Raw genomic sequence first — 19993 nt, 5'->3', positions numbered from 1 at the left:
AGTGAAACCATGAACGATCCCATCGTCATCGTCAGTGCCGTCCGCACGCCCATGGGCGGCTTCCTCGGCGACTTCAAGGACACCAGCGCCGCCACCCTCGGCGCCGCCGCCGTGCGCGCCGCCATCGAGCGCGCGAAGCTGGGCGCCGACCAGGTCGACGAGGCCATCCTCGGCTGCGTGCTCTCCGCCGGCCAGGGCCAGGCCCCGGCGCGCCAGGCGGTGCTGGGTGCCGGCCTGGACCGCGGCACGCCGTGCACCACCATCAATAAAATGTGCGGCTCGGGCATGAAGGCCGTGATGCAGGGCCATGACGCGTTGCTGGCCGGTAGCGCCAACGTGGTGCTGGCCGGCGGCATGGAAAGCATGTCCAACGCCCCCTACCTGCTAGAGCGCGCCCGCAGCGGCTACCGCATGGGTCACGGCAAGGTGCTCGACCACATGTTCCTCGACGGCCTCGAGGACGCCTACGACAAGGGCCGGCTGATGGGCACCTTCGCCGAGGACTGCGCGCAGAGCTACGGCTTCACCCGCGAGCAGCAGGACGAGTACGCCATCGCCTCGCTGACCCGCGCCCAGCAGGCCATGCGCGACGGGCGCTTCGCCGCCGAGATCGTCCCGCTGACGGTCAAGGCCGGCAAGGAAACCCGCGAGGTCAGCCAGGACGAACAGCCGCCGAAGGCCCGCCCGGACAAGATCCCGACGCTGAAGCCGGCGTTCCGCGAGGGCGGCACCGTCACCGCGGCCAACTCCAGCTCCATCTCCGACGGCGCCGCGGCACTGGTGCTGATGCGCCTGTCCGAGGCCGAGAAGCGTGGCCTGGCCCCGTTGGCGGCGATCCGCGGGCACTCGTCCTACGCCGCCGCGCCGAACCTGTTCCCCACCGCGCCGGTGGGCGCCATCCAGCGCCTGCTGCAGCGCAGCGGCTGGGGCCTGGGCGAGGTGGACCTGTTCGAGGTCAACGAAGCCTTCGCCGTGGTGGCCATGGCCGCCATGCGCGAGCTGGACATTCCCCACGCCAAGCTCAACGTCCACGGCGGCGCCTGCGCCCTGGGCCACCCCATCGGCGCCTCGGCGGCGCGCATCCTGGTGACGCTGCTCTCGGCGCTGCAGCAGTACGACCTGAAGCGCGGCATCGCCTCGGTGTGCATCGGCGGCGGCGAGGCCACCGCCATCGCGGTCGAGCGCCTGTAAGGAGCCCAGCATGATTCCCAGCGAAGAAGAACTGCAGATCCGCGACGTCGCCCGCCAGTTCGCCCAGGAGCGGCTGAAACCCTTCGCCGCCGAGTGGGACCGCGAGCACCGCTTCCCCGCCGAGGCGCTGAAGGAAATGGCCGACCTCGGCTTCCTCGGCATGCTGGTGGCGGAAGAATGGGGCGGCGCCCAGACCGGGCACCTGGCCTACGCCATGGCCCTGGAGGAAATCGCCGCCGGCGACGGCGCCTGCTCCACCATCATGAGCGTGCACAACTCGGTGGGCTGCATGCCCATCGCCAAGTTCGGCAGCGAGGAGCAGAAGCGCCAGTTCCTGGTGCCCCTGGCCCGTGGCGAGATGATCGGCGCCTTCGCCCTCACCGAGCCCCAGGCCGGCTCCGACGCCAGCTTCCTGAAGACCCGCGCGCGCCGCGACGGCGACCACTACGTGCTGAACGGCAGCAAGCAGTTCATCACCTCCGGCAGCCACGCCGGGCTGGTGATCGTCTTCGCGGTGACCGACGCGGCGGCGGGCAAGAAGGGCATCAGCGCCTTCATCGTGCCCACCGACACCCCCGGCTACCGCGTGGTGCGGGTGGAGGACAAGCTCGGCCAGCATGCCTCGGACACCTGCCAGATCGCCTTCGACGACCTGCGCATCCCGGCCGCCTACCGGCTGGGCGAGGAAGGGCAGGGCTACGGCATCGCCCTGGCCAACCTGGAGGGCGGGCGCATCGGCATCGCCAGCCAGGCGGTGGGCATGGCCCGCGCCGCCTTCGAGTGCGCCCGCGACTACGCCCACGAGCGGCAGACCTTCGGCAAGCCGATCATCGAGCACCAGGCGGTGGCCTTCCGCTTGAGCGACATGGCCACCGAGATAGCCGTGGCGCGGCAGATGGTCCACCACGCCGCCAGCCTGCGCGAAGCCGGCCTGCCGTGCCTGACCGAGGCCTCCATGGCCAAGCTGTTCGCCTCGGAAATGGCCGAGCGGGTGTGCTCGGCGGCGATCCAGACCCTCGGCGGCTACGGCTACCTGCAGGACTTCCCGGTGGAGCGCATCTACCGGGATGTGCGTGTGTGCCAGATCTACGAGGGCACCAGTGATGTGCAGCGGTTGGTGATTGCTCGGAGTTTGTAAAGAGCGCTTGTAGGAGCGAGCTTGCTCGCGAATGGAGTTCGTCGGCAACACAGGTGCCTTGGCTTGACTCCGCTCCCTCTCCCCAGCCCTCTCCCTTCAGGGAGAGGGTTAGGGAGAGGGCGCTCTTCAGGGCCAACACCATAGGCCCAGTTGATGCACCATTCGCGAGCAAGCTCGCTCCTACGACACCTCGAACCCTACCCATCCCCCGAAACCGCCCCCGATACTCCGTCGGCGTCACCCCCAGCCTCTGCACGAACACCAGCCGCATCCGCGCCGCGCTGCCGAAGCCGCAGCGCCAGGCCACCACCTTCAGCGGCAGCCCGCTGCCCTCCAGCAGCCCCCGCGCCGCATCCAACCGAGCGCGCTGGACGAACTCCGCCGGGGTGATGCCGGCCTCGCGGACGAACGCCCGGGCGAAGGTGCGCTCGCTCATGGTCGCCACCGCCGCCAGTTCCGCTACCGACAGCGCGTCCGTGAGGTGGGCCTGCACGTGCCGCTGCACGCGGGCGATGGGCGAGTCGTCGGCGGCCGGCGCCTGCAGGTAGGGGCTGAACTGCGACTGCCCGCCCTGGCGCTGGGCCACCACCAGCAGGCGCTTGGCCACGCTCAGCGCCACCGCCGGGCCATGGTCCTCGGCCACCAGCGCCAGGGCCAGGTCGATGCCCGCGGTGACGCCGGCGGAGGTCACCAGCGCGCCGTCGCGCACGTGGATGCTGTCGGGCTCCACCCGTGCCCGGGGGAACAGCCGGGCAAGGCGCGCCGCATCGCTCCAGTGGGTGGTGGCGCGTTTGCCGTCCAGCAGGCCGGCGTGGCCGAGCAGGAAGGCGCCGGTGCAGATCGAGCCGTAGCGCGGCGTCTCGGCGCAGGCCCGGCGCAGCCAGGCGAGGAGGGCGGTGGACGGTTCTTCCACGGGTAACTGCGGGCCGCCGGGCACCAGCAGGATGTCGAAGCCGCCGACGGCGCTGTCCAGCTCGTGCTGCGCGCCCAGCAGCTGGCCGTTGGAGGCGGGGATGGGAAAGGCATGCTCGGCCAGCGTCAGCACCTGGTAGCCGCTGCCCGGCGCCACGTAGGCGTTGGTTTCGGCGAAGACGTCCAGCGGGCCGGCGACGTCCAGCGCCTGCACGCCGGGGAACAGCAGCATGGCCACGCGCTTCATGGGGCACTCCTGGCGACGAACGGACTTGCCATTGTGGCCGCGTAGCGGATTGGCTGCAAAGCGCCAATACGAGCGAATCCTGCCATTGGTGCCGCGCTTTATGCCCATCCGGTGGCCCGATACGAGGCCAGCGCGACTTGGCAAGCCCCTATTGTTACGGGTTGCGCACTAATCCCTTGTCGGATTGCCTCTGTGTCCGGAACGGCCGTTCAACTAAATTTGTATACACGGCAAGGCCAAATGGCCAGTACGCCGGAAACCGGAGAATCCCACCATGAAACGCACTCTTTTCAGCCTGTTCGCCATCCCCCTGATGGGCGCCGCCCTGGCCGCCAACGCCGCCGACGCCGCGCCCGTGGTCTACCAGTACGGCATGAAGCTCGACGTGGCCAAGGTGATCAGCATCGAGCAAGCCAACGACCGTTGCGAAGTCGCCCCGGCGAAGATGACCTACGCCGACTCCAAGGGCCAGGTCCACGTGCTCGAGTACCTGCGCCAGACCGAGATGTGCAGCGACATCTGACGATCCCAGCGCAACGGGCGGTGTCCCTATGCCGCCCGCGCCGCGCGCCCCTTGCTCAATCCGCTTTCCCTTCCCCGTACCCTTCCTGCTGCAACCTCGGCCAGTCGGCTATCTGCAAGAGCACGTCGCTCAGCGCCTGGGCAGCGCTGGAGAGCTTGTGCTCGGCCAGGCTGAACAGGCCCACGCGCCTTTCCACCGTGGGCTCGTAGAGGTCCACGCAGCGCGCCCCCAGTTCCTCCATCTGCTGCACGCACAGGCGCGGCACCGCGCTCACCCCCAGGCCCTGGGCGACCATGCGCCCCACCGTGACCAGCTGGTGGCTCTCGAAGGCCACCGCCAGCCTGCCGTGGCTGGCCGCCACGCTGTCTTCCAGCAGCAGGCGCACCGCCGAGGGCCGCTGCAGGGTGATGAAGGGCTGCTGCAGCAACTGCGTCCAGGTCAGCCGGCGTAGCCCGGCCAGCGGCGAGCCGGCCGGCAGCACGGCGACGAAGCGGTCGCTGTAGAAGGCCTGGAAGCTCAGGCCGTCGAGGCTGTCCGGCTCGAAGGCGATGCCCAGTTCGACGCGGCGGTTGCGCACCATCTCCAGGACCTGTTCGTTGATCACGTCGTGCACCGCCACGTTGACCTTCGGGTAGCGCTGGCGGAAGGCCATGAGCGCCCCCGGCAGCAGGTTGCCGGCGAAGGAGGGCATGGCGGCGATGGAGACCTTGCCCAGCTGCAGGGTGAAGTGCTGGCGCAGCAGTTCCTCGGCGTTGTCCCAGTCGGCCAGCAGGCGCCGGGCGATGGGCAGCAGGGTCTCGCCCTCGGGGTGAGGGCGACGCTGCGGGTGGTGCGCACCAGCAGCTGCCCGCCGAGGGATTCCTCCAGGTTCTTGATTGCCAGGCTCAGCGCCGGTTGCGACAGGTGCAGGCGCTCGCCGGCCTGGGCGAAGCTCAGGCTCTGGGCCACGGCGAGGAAGGCACGCAGTTGCTTGACGGTCATTGATAAGCAAAGCCGAATAATCGATTGGAAAAACAAACTTAACAAATCAGTCCCCAGCGGTGAAGCTGCAGACGCTCTCCGACCGGCCGGTCGGAAACCCTAACTACAAGAGAGGCAGCAGCGACATGGCAGGACTCGACAAGCGGGTTGGCAGTTACGCGGAGGCCCTGGCCGGGCTCACCGACGGCATGACGGTACTGGCGGGCGGCTTCGGCCTGTGCGGCATTCCCGAGAACCTCATCGCGCAGATCCGCCGCCTGGGCGTGAAGGGCCTGACGGTGGTGTCGAACAACTGCGGCGTCGACGGCTTCGGCCTCGGCGTGCTGCTGGAGGACCGGCAGATCCGCAAGATGATCGCCTCCTACGTGGGCGAGAACGAACTCTTCGAGCGCCAGCTGCTGTCCGGCGAGCTGGAAGTGGAACTCACCCCGCAAGGCACCCTGGCCGAGAAACTGCGCGCCGGCGGCGCCGGCATCCCGGCCTTCTTCACCGCCACCGGCTACGGCACTCCGGTCGCCGAGGGCAAGGAGGTCCGCGAGTTCAACGGCCGGCCGCACATCCTGGAACAGGCCATCACCGGCGACTTCGCCATCGTCAAGGGCTGGAAGGCCGACCACTACGGCAACGTCATCTACCGCCACACCGCGCAGAACTTCAACCCGGTGGTGGCCACCGCGGGGCGCATCACCGTGGTCGAGGTGGAGGAGATCGTCGAACCGGGCGAACTGGACCCGAGCCAGATCCACACCCCCGGCATCTACGTCGACCGCATCATCCAGGGGACCTTCGAGAAGCGCATCGAGAAGCGCACCGTGCGTTCCTGAGCCCACCGGACAAGAGAGACAAGACCATGGCACTGACCCGCGAACAGATGGCCCAGCGCGTCGCGCGCGAACTCAAGGACGGCTACTACGTCAACCTCGGCATCGGCATCCCGACCCTGGTGGCCAACTACGTGCCCGAGGGCATGGAAGTGATGCTGCAGTCGGAGAACGGCCTGCTCGGCATGGGCGCCTTCCCCACCGAGGAAACCCTCGACGCCGACATGATCAACGCCGGCAAGCAGACCGTGACCGCCGTGAAGGGCGCGTCGATCTTCTCCTCCGCCGAGTCCTTCGCGATGATCCGCGGCGGCCACGTCGACCTCACCGTGCTCGGCGCCTTCGAGGTGGACGTGCAGGGCAACATCGCCTCCTGGATGATTCCCGGCAAGCTGGTGAAGGGCATGGGCGGGGCCATGGACCTGGTGGCCGGCGCCGACAACATCATCGTCACCATGACCCACGCCTCCAAGGACGGCGAGTCCAAGCTGCTGGACCGCTGCAGCCTGCCGCTGACCGGCGCCGGCTGCATCCGCAAGGTGCTCACCGACCTGGCCTACCTGGAGATCGAGGACGGCGCCTTCGTCCTGCGCGAGACCGCGCCGGGGGTGAGCGTCGAGGAGATCGCCGAGAAGACCGCCGGGCGCCTGATCGTGCCGGACGACGTGAAAGAGATGACCTTCTGATCCAACGCTTCAAGAGCACCCTCTCCCTAACCCTCTCCCGCAAGCGGGAGAGGGGACTGGTTCGGAGTCGGGATGAGCACATGAGTCATCCTGGCACGGACAGCGCCCTCTCCCTTCAGGGAGAGGGCGGGGGGAGAGGGCAGCCCAAGCCACCGGAGTGAGCCAATCATGCAAGACGTAGTGATAGTCGCCGCCACCCGTACCGCCATCGGCAGCTTCCAGGGCAGCCTGGCGAACATTCCCGCCCACGAGCTGGGCGCCATCGTCATCCGCGAGCTGCTGCAGCGCAGCGGCGTCAAGCCCGAACAGGTGGACGAGGTCATCCTCGGCCAGGTGCTCACCGCCGGCGCCGGGCAGAACCCCGCGCGCCAGGCCGCCATCGCGGCCGGGCTGCCCCACGAGGTGCCCGCGCTGACGCTGAACAAGGTCTGCGGCTCCGGCCTCAAGGCCCTGCACCTGGCGGCCCAGGCCATCCGCTGCGGCGACGCCGAGGTGGTCATCGCCGGCGGCCAGGAGAACATGAGCCTGTCGCCCTACGTGCTGCCCAAGGCCCGCACCGGCCTGCGCATGGGCCATGCGCAACTGGTCGACAGCATGATCGTCGACGGCCTGTGGGACGCCTTCAACGACTACCACATGGGTATCACCGCCGAGAACCTGGCGGACAAGTACGGCATCGGCCGCGAGGCGCAGGACGCCTTCGCCGCCGCCTCGCAGCAGAAGGCCGTGGCCGCCATCGAGGCCGGGCGCTTCCGCGACGAGATCGTCCCGGTGAGTATCCCGCAGCGCAAGGGCGAGGCGCTGAGCTTCGACACCGACGAGCAGCCGCGCGCCGGCACCACCGCCGAGGCCCTGGCCAAGCTCAAGCCGGCGTTCAGGAAGGACGGCTCCGTCACCGCCGGCAACGCCTCCAGCCTCAACGACGGCGCCGCCGCCGTGCTGCTGATGAGCGCCGCCAAGGCCAAGGCGCTGGGCCTGCCGGTGCTGGCGCGCATCGCTGCCTACGCCAGCGCCGGCGTCGACCCGGCGATCATGGGCATCGGCCCGGTCTCCGCCACCCGCCGTTGCCTGGACAAGGCCGGCTGGCAGCTGGGCGAGCTGGACCTGGTCGAGGCCAACGAAGCCTTCGCCGCGCAGTCCCTGGCGGTGGGCAAGGAGCTGGGCTGGGACGCCGCCAAGGTCAACGTCAACGGCGGCGCCATCGCCCTCGGCCACCCCATCGGTGCCTCGGGCTGCCGCGTGCTGGTCAGCCTGCTGCACGAAATGCTCCGCCGCGATGCGAAGAAGGGCCTGGCCACCCTCTGCATCGGCGGTGGCCAGGGCGTGGCCCTGGCCCTGGCCCGCGACTGACCGAGCCCCGCGTGCCTGCGTGACGGACGCCCCGGACGAACTCCGGGGCGTTCGGCGTTACAAAGAAAAATAACTCCAATAAATCGAGGTAGGAAAAATGAACGCGAAACTGCAACTGCAGGAAAGCCGTTCCGCGCGCTTCGCCATGGCCTGCTCGGCCTGGGCCGAGCGCTGGTTCCCCGACTCCTGGGTGTTCGCCACCCTGGCGGTGCTGATCGTGGCCGTGGCCACCCTGGCCATGGGCGCGGCCCCCGGCGAGACCGCCAAGGCCTTCGGCGACGGCTTCTGGAGCCTGATCCCCTTCACCATGCAGATGGCCTTCGTGGTCATCGGCGGCTACGTGGTGGCCAGCTCCGGCCCGGCCTCGCGGCTGATCGCGCTGCTGGCGCGGGTGCCGAAGAACGGCCGCTCGGCGGTGGCCTGGGTGGCCGTGGTGTCGATGCTCGCCTCGCTGCTCAACTGGGGCCTGAGCCTGGTCTTCGGCGGCCTGCTGGTGCGCGCCCTGGCCCGCCGCACGGACCTGAAGATGGACTACCGCGCCGCCGGCGCCGCCGCCTACCTGGGCCTGGGCGCTGTGTGGGCGCTGGGCCTGTCGTCCTCCGCCGCGCAGCTGCAGGCCAACCCCGGCAGCCTGCCGCCGTCGATCCTCGCCATCACCGGGGTGATCCCCTTCACCGAGACCATCTTCCTCTGGCAGTCCGGCCTGATGCTGCTGGCGCTGGTGGTGGTGTCCGTGGTGATCGCCTACATGACCGCGCCGAGCGAGTCCAACGCCCGTGATGCCCAGGACTGCGGCGTCGACGTCAGCTTCACCCCGCCGCAGATGAGCAAGCCCAGCCGCCCCGGCGAATGGCTGGAGCACAGCCCGCTGCTGATCCTGCTGCTGGTGGCCCTGGCGGCCGGCTGGCTGTTCCACGAGTTCGCCACCAAGCCGGCGATCCTCGCCATTTCCGGGCTGAACACCTACAACCTGCTGTTCCTGATGGTCGGCGCGCTGCTGCACTGGCGCCCGCGCAACTTCCTCGACGCCGTGGCCCGCGCGGTGCCGACCACCACCGGGGTGCTGATCCAGTTCCCGCTGTACGGCTCCATCGCCGCCATCATGACCACGGTGAAAGGCGCCGACGGCGCCACGGTGGCGCACCACATCTCGACCTTCTTCGTGCAGATCGCCTCCCACGACACCTACGCGCTGCTGATGGGCGTGTACTCCGCGGTGCTGGGCTTCTTCATCCCCTCCGGCGGCGGCAAGTGGATCATCGAGGCGCCCTACGTGATGCAGGTGGCCACCGAGCTGAACTACCACCTGGGCTGGGCGGTGCAGATCTACAACGCCGCCGAGGCGCTGCCGAACCTGATCAACCCCTTCTACATGCTGCCGCTGCTCGGCGTGCTGGGCCTGAAGGCCCGCGACCTGATCGGCTTCTCCTTCGTCCAGCTGCTGGTGCACATCCCCCTGGTGCTGTTCCTGCTCTGGGCGCTGGGGACCACCCTGCAGTACCTGCCGCCGGTCATGCCGTAACCACGCAGACAGCCGCCGCTGGCAGAGGCCCGGGCACCTTGCGGTGCCCGGGCCTTTTTCATGGGTGCGGTTTACGAGACGCCCCGATGGAGTGGCGTGGTGGTCCCGGCAATCGCGGACAGAGTCCGCTCCTACAAGGTGGAGGAGGAACACCGTCGTAGGATGGGTTGAGCGATACCCATCACCATGGCCGCATGGGTTTCGCCAAGGCTCAACCCATCCTACGAAGAGCCCTCGGCGCAGCCTGCGAGACAGTTGCGCCCGAGCGTAGGGCGAATAACCGTTCGCGGTTATCCGCCGTTGGCCCGGGCACCGTTGCGACGGCCAACCTGTAGGAGCGGGCCCTGCCCGCGATTCGCGCGCAGGGCGCGCTCCTACAGGGAATGGTGTGGGGGGGCGGCGTAGGAGCGGATCTCATCCGCGAATCGCGCCGGAACCTCCCGCTATCGCGGACAAGGTCCTACGCTGTTTTCTGGGTTCCCGTAGGATGGGTGGAGCGAAGCGATACCCATCGCCATGGCCGGAAGCGCAGTCCAGGCCCGACCATGGCGTCGGTGAATGGCATGGGTGTAGCGGCGTATAACCGCGAACGGTCATACGCCCTACGCCACCACCACCCGTTGCGGGTCGGCGGCTTCCAGGGCGGCCTTGCGGCTGGGCTGGGGCGGGTAGATCCATTCGGTGTTGATCCGGCGCTTGAGGGCCTTGGCCTCGGCGCCCTGCAGCTTGACCTGGCGTTCCCAGCCCTCGGTGTAGACCGCGCCCCAGGGACCCAGGTCGAGGCAGGTGACGTAGACCGGCTGGCTGTAGGCCTGGGTGGGCAGGCCGAGCAGGTCGGCGGCGACGTTGTGGCCGGCGCTGCGGCCCATGTTCATCGCGTGCTGGCAGGACATCAGGGCGTGGTTGCCCTGGTCGTCGACCTGGGCCAGGGCCACGTCGCCGGCGGCGAACACGCCGTCCGCGCCCTTGACCCGCAGGTCGCGCTCCACGTGCAGGCGGCCCAGGGCGTCGCGTTCGCCGGGGACCTGCTCGGTCAGCGGGCTGGCGCGCATGCCGGCGGTCCAGATCACCGTCCTGGCCTCGATGCGCTCGCCGGTGGCGGTGGTCAGGCCGTTGGCATCGATGGCCTCGACCGCGGCGCCGAGGAAGCGCACCACGCCCAGTTCGTCCAGGGCCTGCTCGATCACCGGGCGCGGGCCGGGGCCCAGATCGGGGCCGACCACGTGGCTGCGCTCGACCATCACCACGCGCACCTCGGCGTCGTCGCCGAGCACGCGGCGTACCCGCGCGGGCAGCTCGCAGGCGATCTCGATGCCGGTGAAGCCGCCGCCGGCCACCACCACGGTGTTGCGCGCGTCGCTCGGCGGCAGGTCGGCCAGGCGCGCCAGGTGCACGTCCAGGGCGCTGGCCTCGTCGGTCTGGTCGATGCTGAAGGCGTGCTCGGCCAGGCCCGCAATGGCCGGGCGGAACAGGCGGCTGCCGGTGGTCAGCACCAGGCGGTCGTAGGCGAGGGTGAAGCGTTCGCCGTGGGCGTCGACGGCCTCGACGCTGCGGTCGCCGGTGTGGATGCGCTCGACGCTGCCCTGCAGGTAGCGCACCCCGGCGGCCTCGAACAGCGGCAGCAGCGGCGTGGTCATGCCGGCCGGCGCCGCCTCGTGCAGGCGCGGGCGCAGGTGCAGCACGGGCTCGGGGGAAATCAGCGCGATTTCCACTTCGGCGCTGCGGCCGTGCTGGTCGAGGACGCGGGCGGCGGCCAGCGCGGCCCACATGCCGGCGAAGCCGGAACCGATGACGAGGATGCGTTGTTGCATGGCGGGACTCCAGGGAAGGGAAAGGATTTCGTGAAGCGGATACTAGGCGGCGGCCAGGCAGGGGATAACGGACAATCCGCGGTAAAACCGGCAGTCCAATCCGCCCCGTCGCTTGGACGCGGCCGCCGGTTGCGCCTAGGCTGCTGGGTCCGGTCCTTTCCTCCGTCTCGAGAATCCGTTCGGGAGCAGCACCATGAACTTCAACCTGCAAGACAAGCTCGCCCTGGTCAGCGGCTCCACCCGCGGCATCGGTTTCGCCATCGTCCAGGGCCTGGCCCGCGAGGGCGCGCGGGTCATCCTCAACGGCCGCACCCAGGCCTCCGTGGACGACGCCCTGGCCAGGCTGCGCGAGCGGCAGCCCGACGCCCGCGTCGAAGGCTTCGCCGGCGACCTGTCGCAACCTGCCGCCATCGCCGAACTGGTGGGCCGCTATCCGCAGGTGGACGTGCTGGTGAACAACCTGGGCATCTTCGATCCCAAGCCCTTCGCGGAAATCCCCGACGCGGACTGGGAGCGCTTCCTGCAGGTCAACCTGCTGTCCGGCGTGCGCCTGAGCCGCGCCTACCTGCCGGGCATGAAGCAGCGCAACTGGGGGCGGGTGGTGTTCATCAGCAGCGAGAGCGGCGTGCAGATCCCGGTGGAGATGATCCACTACGGCGTCACCAAGACCGCCCAGCTCGGCCTGTCCCGCGGCCTGGCCGAGGACTGCGCGGGCACCGGGGTGACGGTCAACGCGGTGCTGCCGGGGCCGACCCATTCCGAGGGTGTCGACGAGTTCGTCGGCAAGCTGTCCGGTGGCAAGCCCTTCGCCGAGTTCGAGGCGGAGTTCTTCCGCAGCGCGCGGCCCAGTTCGCTGCTCAAACGCTTCACCACGCCCGAGGAGGTGGCCAACCTGGTGGTCTACGTCTGCTCCGAGGCGTCCTCGGCCACCAACGGCGCGGCCCTGCGCGCCGACGGCGGGGTGGTGCGCTCGGCCTTCTGAGGCGCGCGGCTGCGTGGCTTCAGGCGATCTGCCGGAGCAGGTCGCGCAGCTTGTCCAGCGCCGGGTCGATGTCCAGCGTCTCGATGGCGCCGAAGCCCATCAGCAGGCCCTGGCGCACTTCCTCCCGGTGGTAGAAGCCGTCCAGCGGGTAGATGCCCACTTCCAGCTTGCGCGCCAGCTCCACCAGCAGCGGCAGCTTCACCGGCACCCGGAACAGCAGCGCCAGGTGGAAGCCGGCGTTGGACGGCACCGCCTGCAGCCAGGGCGCCAGGTCGCCCTCGACCCGCGCCAGGATGCGTTCGCGGCGGCTGGCGTAGATGCCGTGGCAGCGGCGGATGTGCTTGAGCAAGCAGCCGTCGCCGATGAACTTCGCCAGCGCCCACTGCGCCAGGGTCGAGCTGTGCCAGTCGTTCAGCTGGCGGGCGCGCAGCAGCGCCGGGCGCAGGCCCGGCGGCACCACCAGGTAGCCCAGGCGCAGCTCCGGCAGCAGCGTCTTGGAGAAGGTCCCGACGTAGGCCACCAGGCCCTGGCGGTCGAGGCTGTGCAGCGTCTCGTGGGGGCGGCCCGCGTAGCGGAACTCGCTGTCGTAGTCGTCCTCGATTATCACCGCGCCCAGCTCGGCGGCGCGCGCCAGCAGGGCCTGGCGGCGCGCCTCGCCCATGGGCATGCCCAGCGGGAACTGGTGCGCCGGGGTGCAGTAGATCAGCTGGGTGCCGTCGGGAATGCGCTCCACGCACAGGCCCTCGGCGTCCACCGGCACGCTGGCGATCTCCGCGCCCTGCATGGCGAACTGCAGGCGCGCCGGCGGGTAGCCGGGGTCCTCCATGGCCACCCGGGTGCCGGGGCGCACCAGCACCCGGGCCAGCAGGTCGAGGGCCTGCTGGGCGCCGTTGCAGACGATGATGTCCTCGTCGCGGCACTGCACGCCACGGCTGTAGGCGATGTGCCGGGCGATGGCGTCGCGCAGGCTGGGCAGGCCCTCGGGTTGCGAGTAGACCGCCCGCGGGCCCTGCATCTGGCGCAGGGCGAAGTGCACGCAGCGGCGCCAGTCCTCGTGGGGGAAGCTGGCGAGGCTGCTGGCTCCGCCGAGGAAATCGGCGCGCAGGGTGGCGCCGGCGTGGGGATGGACGATGCGCGTCTGCAGCGCCTGCCAGGTGTCGATGGCGTCCTGGGCGGCGTAGCGGATGGCCTGCGGGCGCCGCTCGTGGCGCGGCGCCCGGGCGTTGACGAAGGTGCCGCTGCCGACGCGGCCGACCAGCAGGCCCTCGTAGGTGAGCTGGGCGTAGATGTCCGACACCGTCTTGCGCGACAGGCCCAGTTGCTCGGCCAGCAGGCGGCTGGGCGGCAGCCGCGCGCCGGCGGCCAGGCGCCCGCTGTCGATGGCCTCGCGCAGCTGCGCGTAGAGTTGCCCGCCAAGGTCCTTCTGGCCCTGGATGACGATGTGCAACTCCATGAATGCCTCTCCGCGCCCGCTCTGTATTGGCGCAAGAGTAGCCAGCGGCTGGCGTGGGTGCGAAGTTGCGTAGGTATTTTTCGTCCGATTGGCCACCCTGGCGCAGCCACGCGCCCGGCAGAATGGCCTTCATCCACTTCCGAGGAATCCGCCATGGAACCACGCCTGGACTACTACACGGCCTCGCCGGAAGCGCTCAAGGCGATCCTGGCGCTGGAGGCGGCGACCTTCGACCTGTCCATCGAGAAGCCCTTGCTGGAGCTGGTCAAGGTGCGCGTCTCGCAGGTCAACAACTGCGCATTCTGCGCCGACATGCACGCGCTGGAGGCGCGGCGCAGCGGCGAGTCGGAGCGGCGCCTGTACGCGGTGGCGGTGTGGCGCGACTCGCCCTTCTTCAGCGACCGCGAGCGGGCCGCGCTGGCCTGGTGCGAGTCGGTGACGCTGCTGTCGCAGTCCAACGTGCCCGACGAGGTCTACCAGCAACTGCGCAGCCAGTTCGACGAGCGCGAGGCGGTGGACCTGACCGTGGCCATTTCCGCCATCAACTGCTGGAACCGCCTGGCGGTGAGCTTCCGCCAGCTGCCGGCGCTCTAGCGCCGCCGGGGTTGCCGCGGCAGGCTGCCGGGCAGGGCGTAGTAGCGGGCCCGCGCGGCCGGGCTGGCGCGCCAGCGACGTTCGGCGGCGAGGTCGTCGGCCCAGCGGTCCAGGTCCTTTTCGGCGGGGTGCGGGAAGAGCCGGTGCAGCAGTCGGGCGAACATGGCGGGTCACCTCTGTAACTCTTTAAACGTGTTTATACGGTTACTCAAGGTTGTATTCTGCGCTCACCTTGTAACCTGTCAATAACTACTTTAAGAGTTACGCGGCCGTTCGTCCGGACAGGCGCAGCCCGGCATCCGGGATAGGCCTTGGCAGGGAAGGGGGAAAAGGCGGCTGCGGCGGGCGCCGCAGCCGGGGCGGGGCTCAGTCGAGGATGGTCAGGGTGACGTCGATGTTGCCGCGGGTGGCGTTGGAGTAGGGGCAGACGATGTGCGCGCGGTCCACCAGGGTCTGCGCCTGGTCGCGCGGCAGGCCGGGCAGGGAGATGCGCAGTTCCACCTCGATGGCGAAGCCGGTGGGCACCGGGCCGATGCCGACCACGCCTTCGATGGACGGGTCCTTGGGTATCGCCAGCTTGTCGCGGGCGGCGACGAACTTCATGGCGCCGAGGAAGCACGCCGAGTAGCCGGCGGCGAACAGCTGCTCCGGGTTGGTGCCGCGCTCGCCGTTGCCGCCCAGTTCCTTGGGCGTGGTCAGCTCCACGTCGAGCACGCCGTCGGAGGAAATGGCGCGGCCCTCGCGGCCACCGGTGGCTTCGGCGTAGGCGCGGTACAGCACGTTGTCGATGGACATGGCAGGGCTCCTGATCAGGGGAAGGGGACTGAACAGTCTTGGCCAGGCTGGCGCGGCCCGCCAGTCGCCCGATGCTGTAACTTGAAAACGCCTGGACGAGGGTTACCATGGGCGTCGACACCCGACCCCGGAGCGAGCATGCGCGAAACCACCCCCCAGCCGCCCTACATCCTCGCCGACCACCCGGTGCTGGACTTGCTCAACAGCCTGAGCCGCGCCGATGCCGCGGCCCTGTCGGTCTCCGATGCCTGGCACAGCGACGCCGACGTGCTGCACTGGCTGCGCCTGCTGGGCCTGCCGGCGGAGGGCGCGGACTTCGCCGAGGGTGAGCTGCTGGCCGCCGCCATCGAGCTGCGCGAGACCCTGCGCGAGCTGGTGGGCAAGCGCAAGCGTGGCGAGCCGGCCGACCCGGCGCGCTTCAACGCCTTCCTGTGCAAGGTCGCCAGCTATCCGCAGCTGGATTGGGACGGGCAGGGCGCGCACCTGCGCCACCAGGCCGTGAAGCCCGGCGCCGAATGGCTGCTGGCGCCGCTGGCGGAGCAGGGCGCGCAGTTGCTTGCCGAAGGGGATTTCGAGCTGGTCCGCGTGTGCGAGCACCCGGACTGCACCTTGTGGTTCTACGACCGCACCAAGTCGCACCGCCGGCGCTGGTGCAGCATGGCCCTGTGCGGCAACCGCCACAAGGTCGCCGAGCACCGCAAGCGCCAGCGCGACGCCTGAGGCTCAGCGCGGGCAGCTTGCGGCGGCCCGCGCCGGCTGCCAGGTGCAGGCCGCCCCCAGCAGCAGGGCGGCGCCGGCCGCCAGCAGCGCCGGGCCGAAGCTTCCGCCCAGCTGGTAGAGCGCGCTGGAGGCCAGCGGCCCGACGATCTGCCCCACGCCGTACACCGCGGTCATGGCCGCCAGCATGTTGAAGCGCACCTTCGACGCAGCCAGGCGCGCGGTGGGCAGGGCGATGGTCGGCGTGCCCATGAAGGTGCCGCCCACCAGCAGGGCGCTGGCTAGGTAGGCCGGGGCGCTGTGCTGCAGCACCGGCAGGATCACGCCCAGGGCCTGGACCAGCAGGTTCGCCGCCAGCGCCCGGCGCGTGCCCAGGCGCAGGTGCAGCCAGTGCCAGAAGAAGCACGACGGCGCCGCCGCCAGGCCGAACACCGCCCAGGCCTGTAGCGGCGACAGCGCGCCGCCGCGCATCAGCAGCGGCAGGTAGGTGGCGGTGATGATGTAGCCGAAGCCGGCCAGGCCGTAGATCAGCAGCAGGCTCGCCGCCGGCATGGGCGCGAGCGCCGGTGCCTGTGCCGGGGCGTGGACCGTGCTGGCAGCCGCCGGGCGGCCCAGCGCCGGCCAGGCCAGCAGGGCGAGGACGGCTCCGGCGCCGGCCAGCAGCAGCCAGATCGCCGGGCTGCCCAGGCCCGCGCCATGGCCGCCGGCGATCAGCTCGGCGGACAGCAGGATGCCCACGCCCACGCCGGAGAACATCAGCGGCGCGCCGCGATGCTGCTGCATCACGTGCAGCAGCCACACCGAGGCGCCCACCAGGGCCACGGCGCTGAGCACCCCGGCCAGCAGGCGCACGCCGATGGCGAACCAGGCCGGCGCCGGCACGGCCATGGCCGCCAGCCCCAGCAGGGTGCCCAGCAGCGCGACCCGGCACAGCAGCGGCGCCAGGCGTTCCGGGCTGCGCGCCAGGGCCAGCGCGCCGAGCAGGTAGCCGGCGTAGTTGGCCGAGGCCGCCAGGGAGCCGCCGTTCACGCTCAGCACGCCTTCGCCGACCATCAGCGGGTAGAGCCCGGTGAAGGCGAAGCGGCCGAAGCCCATGCCGATGGCCAGGATGAGCGCGGCGCTCAGCGCCAGCGCGAGTTCCCTGCGCGGGCTCATGAGGCGGCCCCCAGGCTTTCGCGGAAGCGCGCGAAGGCGCCGGTGGCGTAGCCTTCGCGCCAGACCAGCAGGGTGTCCACGGTCATCAGCGGCAGCAGTTGCACCGCCGGGGGCTCGCGCTGCAGGTCGAGCAGCGAGCGCGGCAGGATGCCGACGCAGGAACCGGCGGCGACGCAGGCGAGGATGGCATGGTAGGAACCCACCTCCTGCACCTGCACGCGCGGCCCCTCGGCGTTCAGCCAGTCCTCGGCGATCTGCCGGTAGGTGCAGCCGCGGGCGAAGCCGGCCAGGCTGCGCACCTTCACATCGCCGGGCCCGCGCACCGGCGGGTGGCAGCCGGGCAGGGCCAGCAGCAGTTCCTCGCGGAACACCGCCTCGCCCTGCAGGCCGCGCTCCAGGGCCGCCTCGAAGCCGGGTTCGGCGCGCAGGGCATCGGGGTGGGCGATCAGCGCGCAATCCAGGCGCCGCGACAGCACGCCATCCACCAACGCCTGGCTGGTGCCGGTGCCGACTTCCAGCTGCACCTGCGGGCAGGCCTTGTGGAAGCTCGCCAGTGGCCCGGGCAGGCGGCTGGCGGCGGTGCTTTCCATGCTGCCCAGGCGCAGGCTGCCGCTGGCCTCCCGCGGGTGCAGCGATTGCCGCGCCTCGGCGGCCAGGGCCAGGAGCTGCCCGGCATAGGCGAGGAAGTCGCGGCCCTGGTCGGTCAACGCCATGCGCTTGCCGTCGCGCAGGAACAGCGCCACGCCCAGGTCTTCCTCCAGCTGACGGATGCGCGTGGTGACGTTCGATTGCACCCGCTGCAGGCGCGCGGCGGCGCGGGTCACGCTCTGCTCCTCGGCGACGCAGCGGAAGATTTCCAGGCTGGAAAGGTCCATCGGTGATCTCTGCTTGAGAATGTATTGCGCAGAATATTCTCTGTATGAGATTTTAAGTCAACCATCGATCACCCCAAGAGATCATCGCCATGTCCCTTCGCGAACTGCTCGGCGTCGACCACCCCATCATCCAGGCGCCCATGGTCGGGGTTTCCACCCCGGCGCTGGCCGCCGCGGTGTCCAACGCCGGCGCCCTGGGCTCCATCGGCCTGGGCGCCAGCACCCCGGCCCAGGCCCGCGAGCTGATCGCCCAGGTCCGCGCGCTGAGCACAAGACCGGTGAACTACAACTTCTTCTGCCATCGCCCGGGCCGCGCCGATGCCGCCCGCGAGGCGGCCTGGCTGGAACACCTGCGGCCGCTGTTCGAGGAGCTGGGCGGCGAGCCGCCGGCGGCGCTGCGGGAGATCTACCGCAGCTTCGTCGACGACCCGCAGATGCTGGAGGTGCTGCTGGAAGAGCGCCCGGCGGTGGTCAGCTTCCACTTCGGCCTGCCCGGACAGGGCTGGATCGACCGGCTGAAGGCCGCCGGCATCGTCCTGCTGGGCTGCGCCACCCACCTGGCGGAGGCCCGCGCCATCGAGGCCGCAGGGCTACATGCGGTGGTCGCCCAGGGCTACGAGGCGGGTGGCCACCGCGGCATCTTCGACCGCGAACACGATGACCGCATCGGCACCCTGGCGCTGGTCGGCAGCCTGGTGCCGGCGCTGAATATCCCGGTGATCGCCGCCGGCGGCATCATGGACGGCCGCGGCATACGCGCCGCCTTCGACCTGGGGGCCCAGGCGGTGCAGATGGGCACGGCCTTCGTCGCCTGCCCGGAGTCCTCGGCCAACGCCGCCTACCGCGCGGCGCTGCGCAGCGAGCGGGCCTGGCACACCGAAGTCACGGCAGCGATTTCCGGGCGCCCGGCGCGCGGCCTGCCCAACCGCCTGTTCAGCGACCTGCAGCGCGCCGACGCCCCGGCGCTGCCGGACTACCCCATGGTCTACGACGCCACCAAGGCGCTGGTCGCCGCGGCCCAGGCCGCGGGCAACGGCGACTTCGCCGTGCAATGGGCCGGCCAGGGCGCGCCCCTGGCCCGCGAGCTGCCGGCGGCGGAACTGGTGGCCACGTTAGTGTCGGAGGCCGACCTGTAGGAGCGAGCTTGCTCGCGAACAGATTCCGCAGCGGGGCTGGTTCGCGAGCAAGCTCGCTCCTACGAAGAGCACCCCGCGCAAGATAGTTGTCCCTACTCCGAACCCTCGTGTAGGAGCGCGCCCTGCGCGCGAAATCGCGGGCAGGGCCCGCTCCTACAGGTTTCCGGGAGGCACCTGTAGGAGCGGATTCATCCGCGATAGGCCTCAGTCGGCAGCCAGACCCGCCGCCGGCCGAGGCCGCCAACGTTCGGCAAGAAGCACCCCGGCCAGGGTCAGGGCGCCGCCGTACAGGTGGTGCACGCCCAGGCGCTCGTCGAGGATCACCGCGGCGATGGCCGCGGTCACCAGCGGCAGCAGGTTGAAGAACAGCGCCATGCGGTTCGGCCCCATCTCCTGCACGCCGCGCATCCACGCCAGGGGCGCGACTATGGAGGCCAGCAGGCCGGCGTAGGCCACCAGCGGCAGGTTGCCGGCGTCCAGGCCGTGGTGCGGCGAGAGCAGGTACATCGGCAGCATCGCCAGCACCGCCACCAGCACCTGCAGGTACAGCAGCTGCAGCCCCGGCAGGCGCACCTGCCATTTCTTCAGCAGCACGCCGTACAGGCCGTAGGCGAGGGTGGCCACCAGCATCATGCCGTCGCCCAGGCCGATGCCCTGGTGCAGCAGGCTGCCCAGTTCGCCATGGGCGATCACCAGCAGCACGCCCAGCAGCGACAGCAGCGAGCCGAGCACGCCGCCGGCATTGAGCCGCTGGCCGAGCAGGGCGCTGGCCAGGCCCATGGACATCAGCGGCATCAGCGCGAGGATGATGCCCATGTTGGTGGCGCTGGTCAGCGCCGCGGCGTAGTAGGCCAGGCTCTGGTACACGGCCATGCCCAGCAGGCCCAGCACGACGATCTTCGGCAGCAGCGGCGCTATCTCGGCGCGCCGCGCCAGCAGCGGGCGCAGCACGAAGGGCGTGAGCAGCACGGCCACCACCAGCCAGCGGAAGAAGCCGATCTCGGCCGGGGCGATGCGGCCCACGGCGAGCTTGTTGACCACGGTGTTGCCGGCCCAGACGAGCACGGCGAAGAGCGGGAAGAAATAAGTCATTGCAGCGGACAT

At 70.3% G+C, this 19993-nt stretch carries 18 protein-coding genes and 2 pseudogenes; 11 read left to right on the top strand and 9 right to left on the bottom strand.

Features of this window, described 5'->3' with window-relative positions; translation table 11 throughout:
- The first annotated feature begins 9 nt into the window (after positions 1-9).
- Entirely contained in the window at positions 10-1191 is a 1182-nt protein-coding gene (locus PKO50_RS16265) for an acetyl-CoA C-acyltransferase (protein WP_109934799.1), read from the top strand.
- 10 nt (positions 1192-1201) lie between these two features.
- A complete protein-coding gene (locus PKO50_RS16260) occupies positions 1202-2329 on the top strand; it encodes an acyl-CoA dehydrogenase family protein (RefSeq protein WP_089393723.1) in 1128 nt (375 codons plus the stop codon).
- 220 nt (positions 2330-2549) lie between these two features.
- Here PKO50_RS16260 and PKO50_RS16255 read toward each other — a convergent pair.
- Positions 2550-3488 (bottom strand): annotated as a pseudogene (locus PKO50_RS16255) (GlxA family transcriptional regulator); the annotation flags it as partial.
- Positions 3489-3762: 274 nt separating this feature from the next.
- Here PKO50_RS16255 and PKO50_RS16250 point away from each other — a divergent pair.
- The gene (locus PKO50_RS16250; RefSeq protein ID WP_089393721.1) at positions 3763-4011 is read left to right on the top strand and encodes a DUF2790 domain-containing protein; all 249 of its coding nucleotides are present in this window, start codon (positions 3763-3765) and stop codon (positions 4009-4011) included.
- A 55-nt stretch (positions 4012-4066) separates the two neighbouring features.
- Here the strand turns inward: PKO50_RS16250 and PKO50_RS16245 are convergent.
- Positions 4067-4992 (bottom strand): annotated as a pseudogene (locus PKO50_RS16245) (LysR family transcriptional regulator).
- A gap of 125 nt (positions 4993-5117) precedes the next feature.
- Between PKO50_RS16245 and PKO50_RS16240 the strand changes: the two are divergent.
- From PKO50_RS16240 to PKO50_RS16225, 4 genes are all read left to right on the top strand, one after another.
- Positions 5118-5816, top strand: a complete 699-nt coding sequence (locus PKO50_RS16240) for a CoA transferase subunit A (RefSeq protein WP_089393719.1) — start codon at positions 5118-5120, stop codon at positions 5814-5816.
- A gap of 26 nt (positions 5817-5842) precedes the next feature.
- A complete protein-coding gene (locus tag PKO50_RS16235) occupies positions 5843-6499 on the top strand; it encodes a CoA transferase subunit B (protein ID WP_109936737.1) in 657 nt (218 codons plus the stop codon).
- Between the two features lie 168 nt (positions 6500-6667).
- Positions 6668-7849 carry an acetyl-CoA C-acetyltransferase gene (locus PKO50_RS16230; RefSeq protein ID WP_275630316.1) on the top strand — a complete coding sequence of 394 codons (1182 nt, stop codon included), beginning with the start codon at positions 6668-6670 and terminating at the stop codon, positions 7847-7849.
- A 97-nt stretch (positions 7850-7946) separates the two neighbouring features.
- Positions 7947-9371, top strand: a complete 1425-nt coding sequence (locus PKO50_RS16225; RefSeq protein WP_109936735.1) for a TIGR00366 family protein — start codon at positions 7947-7949, stop codon at positions 9369-9371.
- Between the two features lie 602 nt (positions 9372-9973).
- Here the strand turns inward: PKO50_RS16225 and PKO50_RS16220 are convergent.
- Positions 9974-11182: an NAD(P)/FAD-dependent oxidoreductase gene (locus PKO50_RS16220; RefSeq protein WP_275630315.1), complete on the bottom strand. Its 1209-nt coding sequence runs from the start codon at positions 11180-11182 to the stop codon at positions 9974-9976.
- A 193-nt stretch (positions 11183-11375) separates the two neighbouring features.
- On the opposite strand from PKO50_RS16220, the gene PKO50_RS16215 reads away from it, so the two are divergent.
- A complete protein-coding gene (locus PKO50_RS16215; RefSeq protein ID WP_109934842.1) occupies positions 11376-12164 on the top strand; it encodes an SDR family oxidoreductase in 789 nt (262 codons plus the stop codon).
- Between the two features lie 19 nt (positions 12165-12183).
- Here PKO50_RS16215 and PKO50_RS16210 read toward each other — a convergent pair whose 3' ends face one another.
- Positions 12184-13617: a PLP-dependent aminotransferase family protein gene (locus PKO50_RS16210; RefSeq protein WP_109934841.1), complete on the bottom strand. Its 1434-nt coding sequence runs from the start codon at positions 13615-13617 to the stop codon at positions 12184-12186.
- A 153-nt stretch (positions 13618-13770) separates the two neighbouring features.
- On the opposite strand from PKO50_RS16210, the gene PKO50_RS16205 reads away from it, so the two are divergent.
- Entirely contained in the window at positions 13771-14211 is a 441-nt protein-coding gene (locus tag PKO50_RS16205; protein ID WP_074979250.1) for a carboxymuconolactone decarboxylase family protein, read from the top strand.
- Here PKO50_RS16205 and PKO50_RS16200 read toward each other — a convergent pair.
- Entirely contained in the window at positions 14208-14375 is a 168-nt protein-coding gene (locus PKO50_RS16200) for a hypothetical protein (RefSeq protein WP_275630314.1), read from the bottom strand. The two genes, PKO50_RS16205 and PKO50_RS16200, sit on opposite strands and share 4 nt — an antisense overlap.
- A 202-nt stretch (positions 14376-14577) precedes the next feature.
- The gene (locus PKO50_RS16195) at positions 14578-15006 is read right to left on the bottom strand and encodes an organic hydroperoxide resistance protein (protein WP_089393710.1); all 429 of its coding nucleotides are present in this window, start codon (positions 15004-15006) and stop codon (positions 14578-14580) included.
- A 138-nt stretch (positions 15007-15144) separates the two neighbouring features.
- Between PKO50_RS16195 and PKO50_RS16190 the strand changes: the two genes are divergently transcribed.
- On the top strand, positions 15145-15726 hold the full coding sequence (locus tag PKO50_RS16190) for an ABATE domain-containing protein (RefSeq protein ID WP_275630313.1): 582 nt from the start codon (positions 15145-15147) through the stop codon (positions 15724-15726).
- A gap of 3 nt (positions 15727-15729) precedes the next feature.
- Here PKO50_RS16190 and PKO50_RS16185 read toward each other — a convergent pair whose 3' ends face one another.
- Together PKO50_RS16185 and PKO50_RS16180 are read right to left on the bottom strand one after the other, a co-directional pair.
- Positions 15730-16878 carry a YbfB/YjiJ family MFS transporter gene (locus PKO50_RS16185; protein ID WP_275630312.1) on the bottom strand — a complete coding sequence of 383 codons (1149 nt, stop codon included), beginning with the start codon at positions 16876-16878 and terminating at the stop codon, positions 15730-15732.
- Complete coding sequence (locus PKO50_RS16180; protein ID WP_275630311.1) at positions 16875-17753, bottom strand: LysR family transcriptional regulator; 879 nt, start codon at positions 17751-17753, stop codon at positions 16875-16877. Before PKO50_RS16180 ends, PKO50_RS16185 begins: the two co-directional genes overlap by 4 nt.
- 89 nt (positions 17754-17842) lie before the next feature.
- On the opposite strand from PKO50_RS16180, the gene PKO50_RS16175 reads away from it, so the two are divergent.
- Positions 17843-18889 (top strand): nitronate monooxygenase, encoded by a 1047-nt coding sequence (locus PKO50_RS16175; RefSeq protein WP_275630310.1) that lies wholly within the window; start codon positions 17843-17845, stop codon positions 18887-18889.
- 204 nt (positions 18890-19093) lie between these two features.
- Here the strand turns inward: PKO50_RS16175 and PKO50_RS16170 are convergent, their stop codons facing one another.
- Positions 19094-19981: a DMT family transporter gene (locus tag PKO50_RS16170; protein ID WP_109934836.1), complete on the bottom strand. Its 888-nt coding sequence runs from the start codon at positions 19979-19981 to the stop codon at positions 19094-19096.
- Positions 19982-19993 lie beyond the last annotated feature (12 nt).

The organism is Pseudomonas sp. 273 (assembly GCF_029201425.1).
In the GTDB taxonomy this organism is placed as follows: Bacteria; Pseudomonadota; Gammaproteobacteria; order Pseudomonadales; family Pseudomonadaceae; genus Pseudomonas; species Pseudomonas delhiensis.
This window is presented reverse-complemented; position numbering and strand designations above follow the sequence as displayed.

Coding starts and splice junctions, on each gene's coding strand:
- PKO50_RS16250 (WP_089393721.1), top strand. CDS start 3,763: ATGAAACGCACTCTTTTCAGCCTGTTCGCCATCCCCCTGATGGGCGCC.
- PKO50_RS16260 (WP_089393723.1), top strand. CDS start 1,202: ATGATTCCCAGCGAAGAAGAACTGCAGATCCGCGACGTCGCCCGCCAG.
- PKO50_RS16235 (WP_109936737.1), top strand. CDS start 5,843: ATGGCACTGACCCGCGAACAGATGGCCCAGCGCGTCGCGCGCGAACTC.
- PKO50_RS16195 (WP_089393710.1), bottom strand. CDS start 15,006: ATGTCCATCGACAACGTGCTGTACCGCGCCTACGCCGAAGCCACCGGT.
- PKO50_RS16220 (WP_275630315.1), bottom strand. CDS start 11,182: ATGCAACAACGCATCCTCGTCATCGGTTCCGGCTTCGCCGGCATGTGG.
- PKO50_RS16210 (WP_109934841.1), bottom strand. CDS start 13,617: ATGGAGTTGCACATCGTCATCCAGGGCCAGAAGGACCTTGGCGGGCAA.
- PKO50_RS16175 (WP_275630310.1), top strand. CDS start 17,843: ATGTCCCTTCGCGAACTGCTCGGCGTCGACCACCCCATCATCCAGGCG.
- PKO50_RS16205 (WP_074979250.1), top strand. CDS start 13,771: ATGGAACCACGCCTGGACTACTACACGGCCTCGCCGGAAGCGCTCAAG.
- PKO50_RS16215 (WP_109934842.1), top strand. CDS start 11,376: ATGAACTTCAACCTGCAAGACAAGCTCGCCCTGGTCAGCGGCTCCACC.
- PKO50_RS16190 (WP_275630313.1), top strand. CDS start 15,145: ATGCGCGAAACCACCCCCCAGCCGCCCTACATCCTCGCCGACCACCCG.
- PKO50_RS16170 (WP_109934836.1), bottom strand. CDS start 19,981: ATGACTTATTTCTTCCCGCTCTTCGCCGTGCTCGTCTGGGCCGGCAAC.
- PKO50_RS16185 (WP_275630312.1), bottom strand. CDS start 16,878: ATGAGCCCGCGCAGGGAACTCGCGCTGGCGCTGAGCGCCGCGCTCATC.
- PKO50_RS16200 (WP_275630314.1), bottom strand. CDS start 14,375: ATGTTCGCCCGACTGCTGCACCGGCTCTTCCCGCACCCCGCCGAAAAG.
- PKO50_RS16225 (WP_109936735.1), top strand. CDS start 7,947: ATGAACGCGAAACTGCAACTGCAGGAAAGCCGTTCCGCGCGCTTCGCC.
- PKO50_RS16180 (WP_275630311.1), bottom strand. CDS start 17,753: ATGGACCTTTCCAGCCTGGAAATCTTCCGCTGCGTCGCCGAGGAGCAG.
- PKO50_RS16230 (WP_275630316.1), top strand. CDS start 6,668: ATGCAAGACGTAGTGATAGTCGCCGCCACCCGTACCGCCATCGGCAGC.
- PKO50_RS16265 (WP_109934799.1), top strand. CDS start 10: ATGAACGATCCCATCGTCATCGTCAGTGCCGTCCGCACGCCCATGGGC.
- PKO50_RS16240 (WP_089393719.1), top strand. CDS start 5,118: ATGGCAGGACTCGACAAGCGGGTTGGCAGTTACGCGGAGGCCCTGGCC.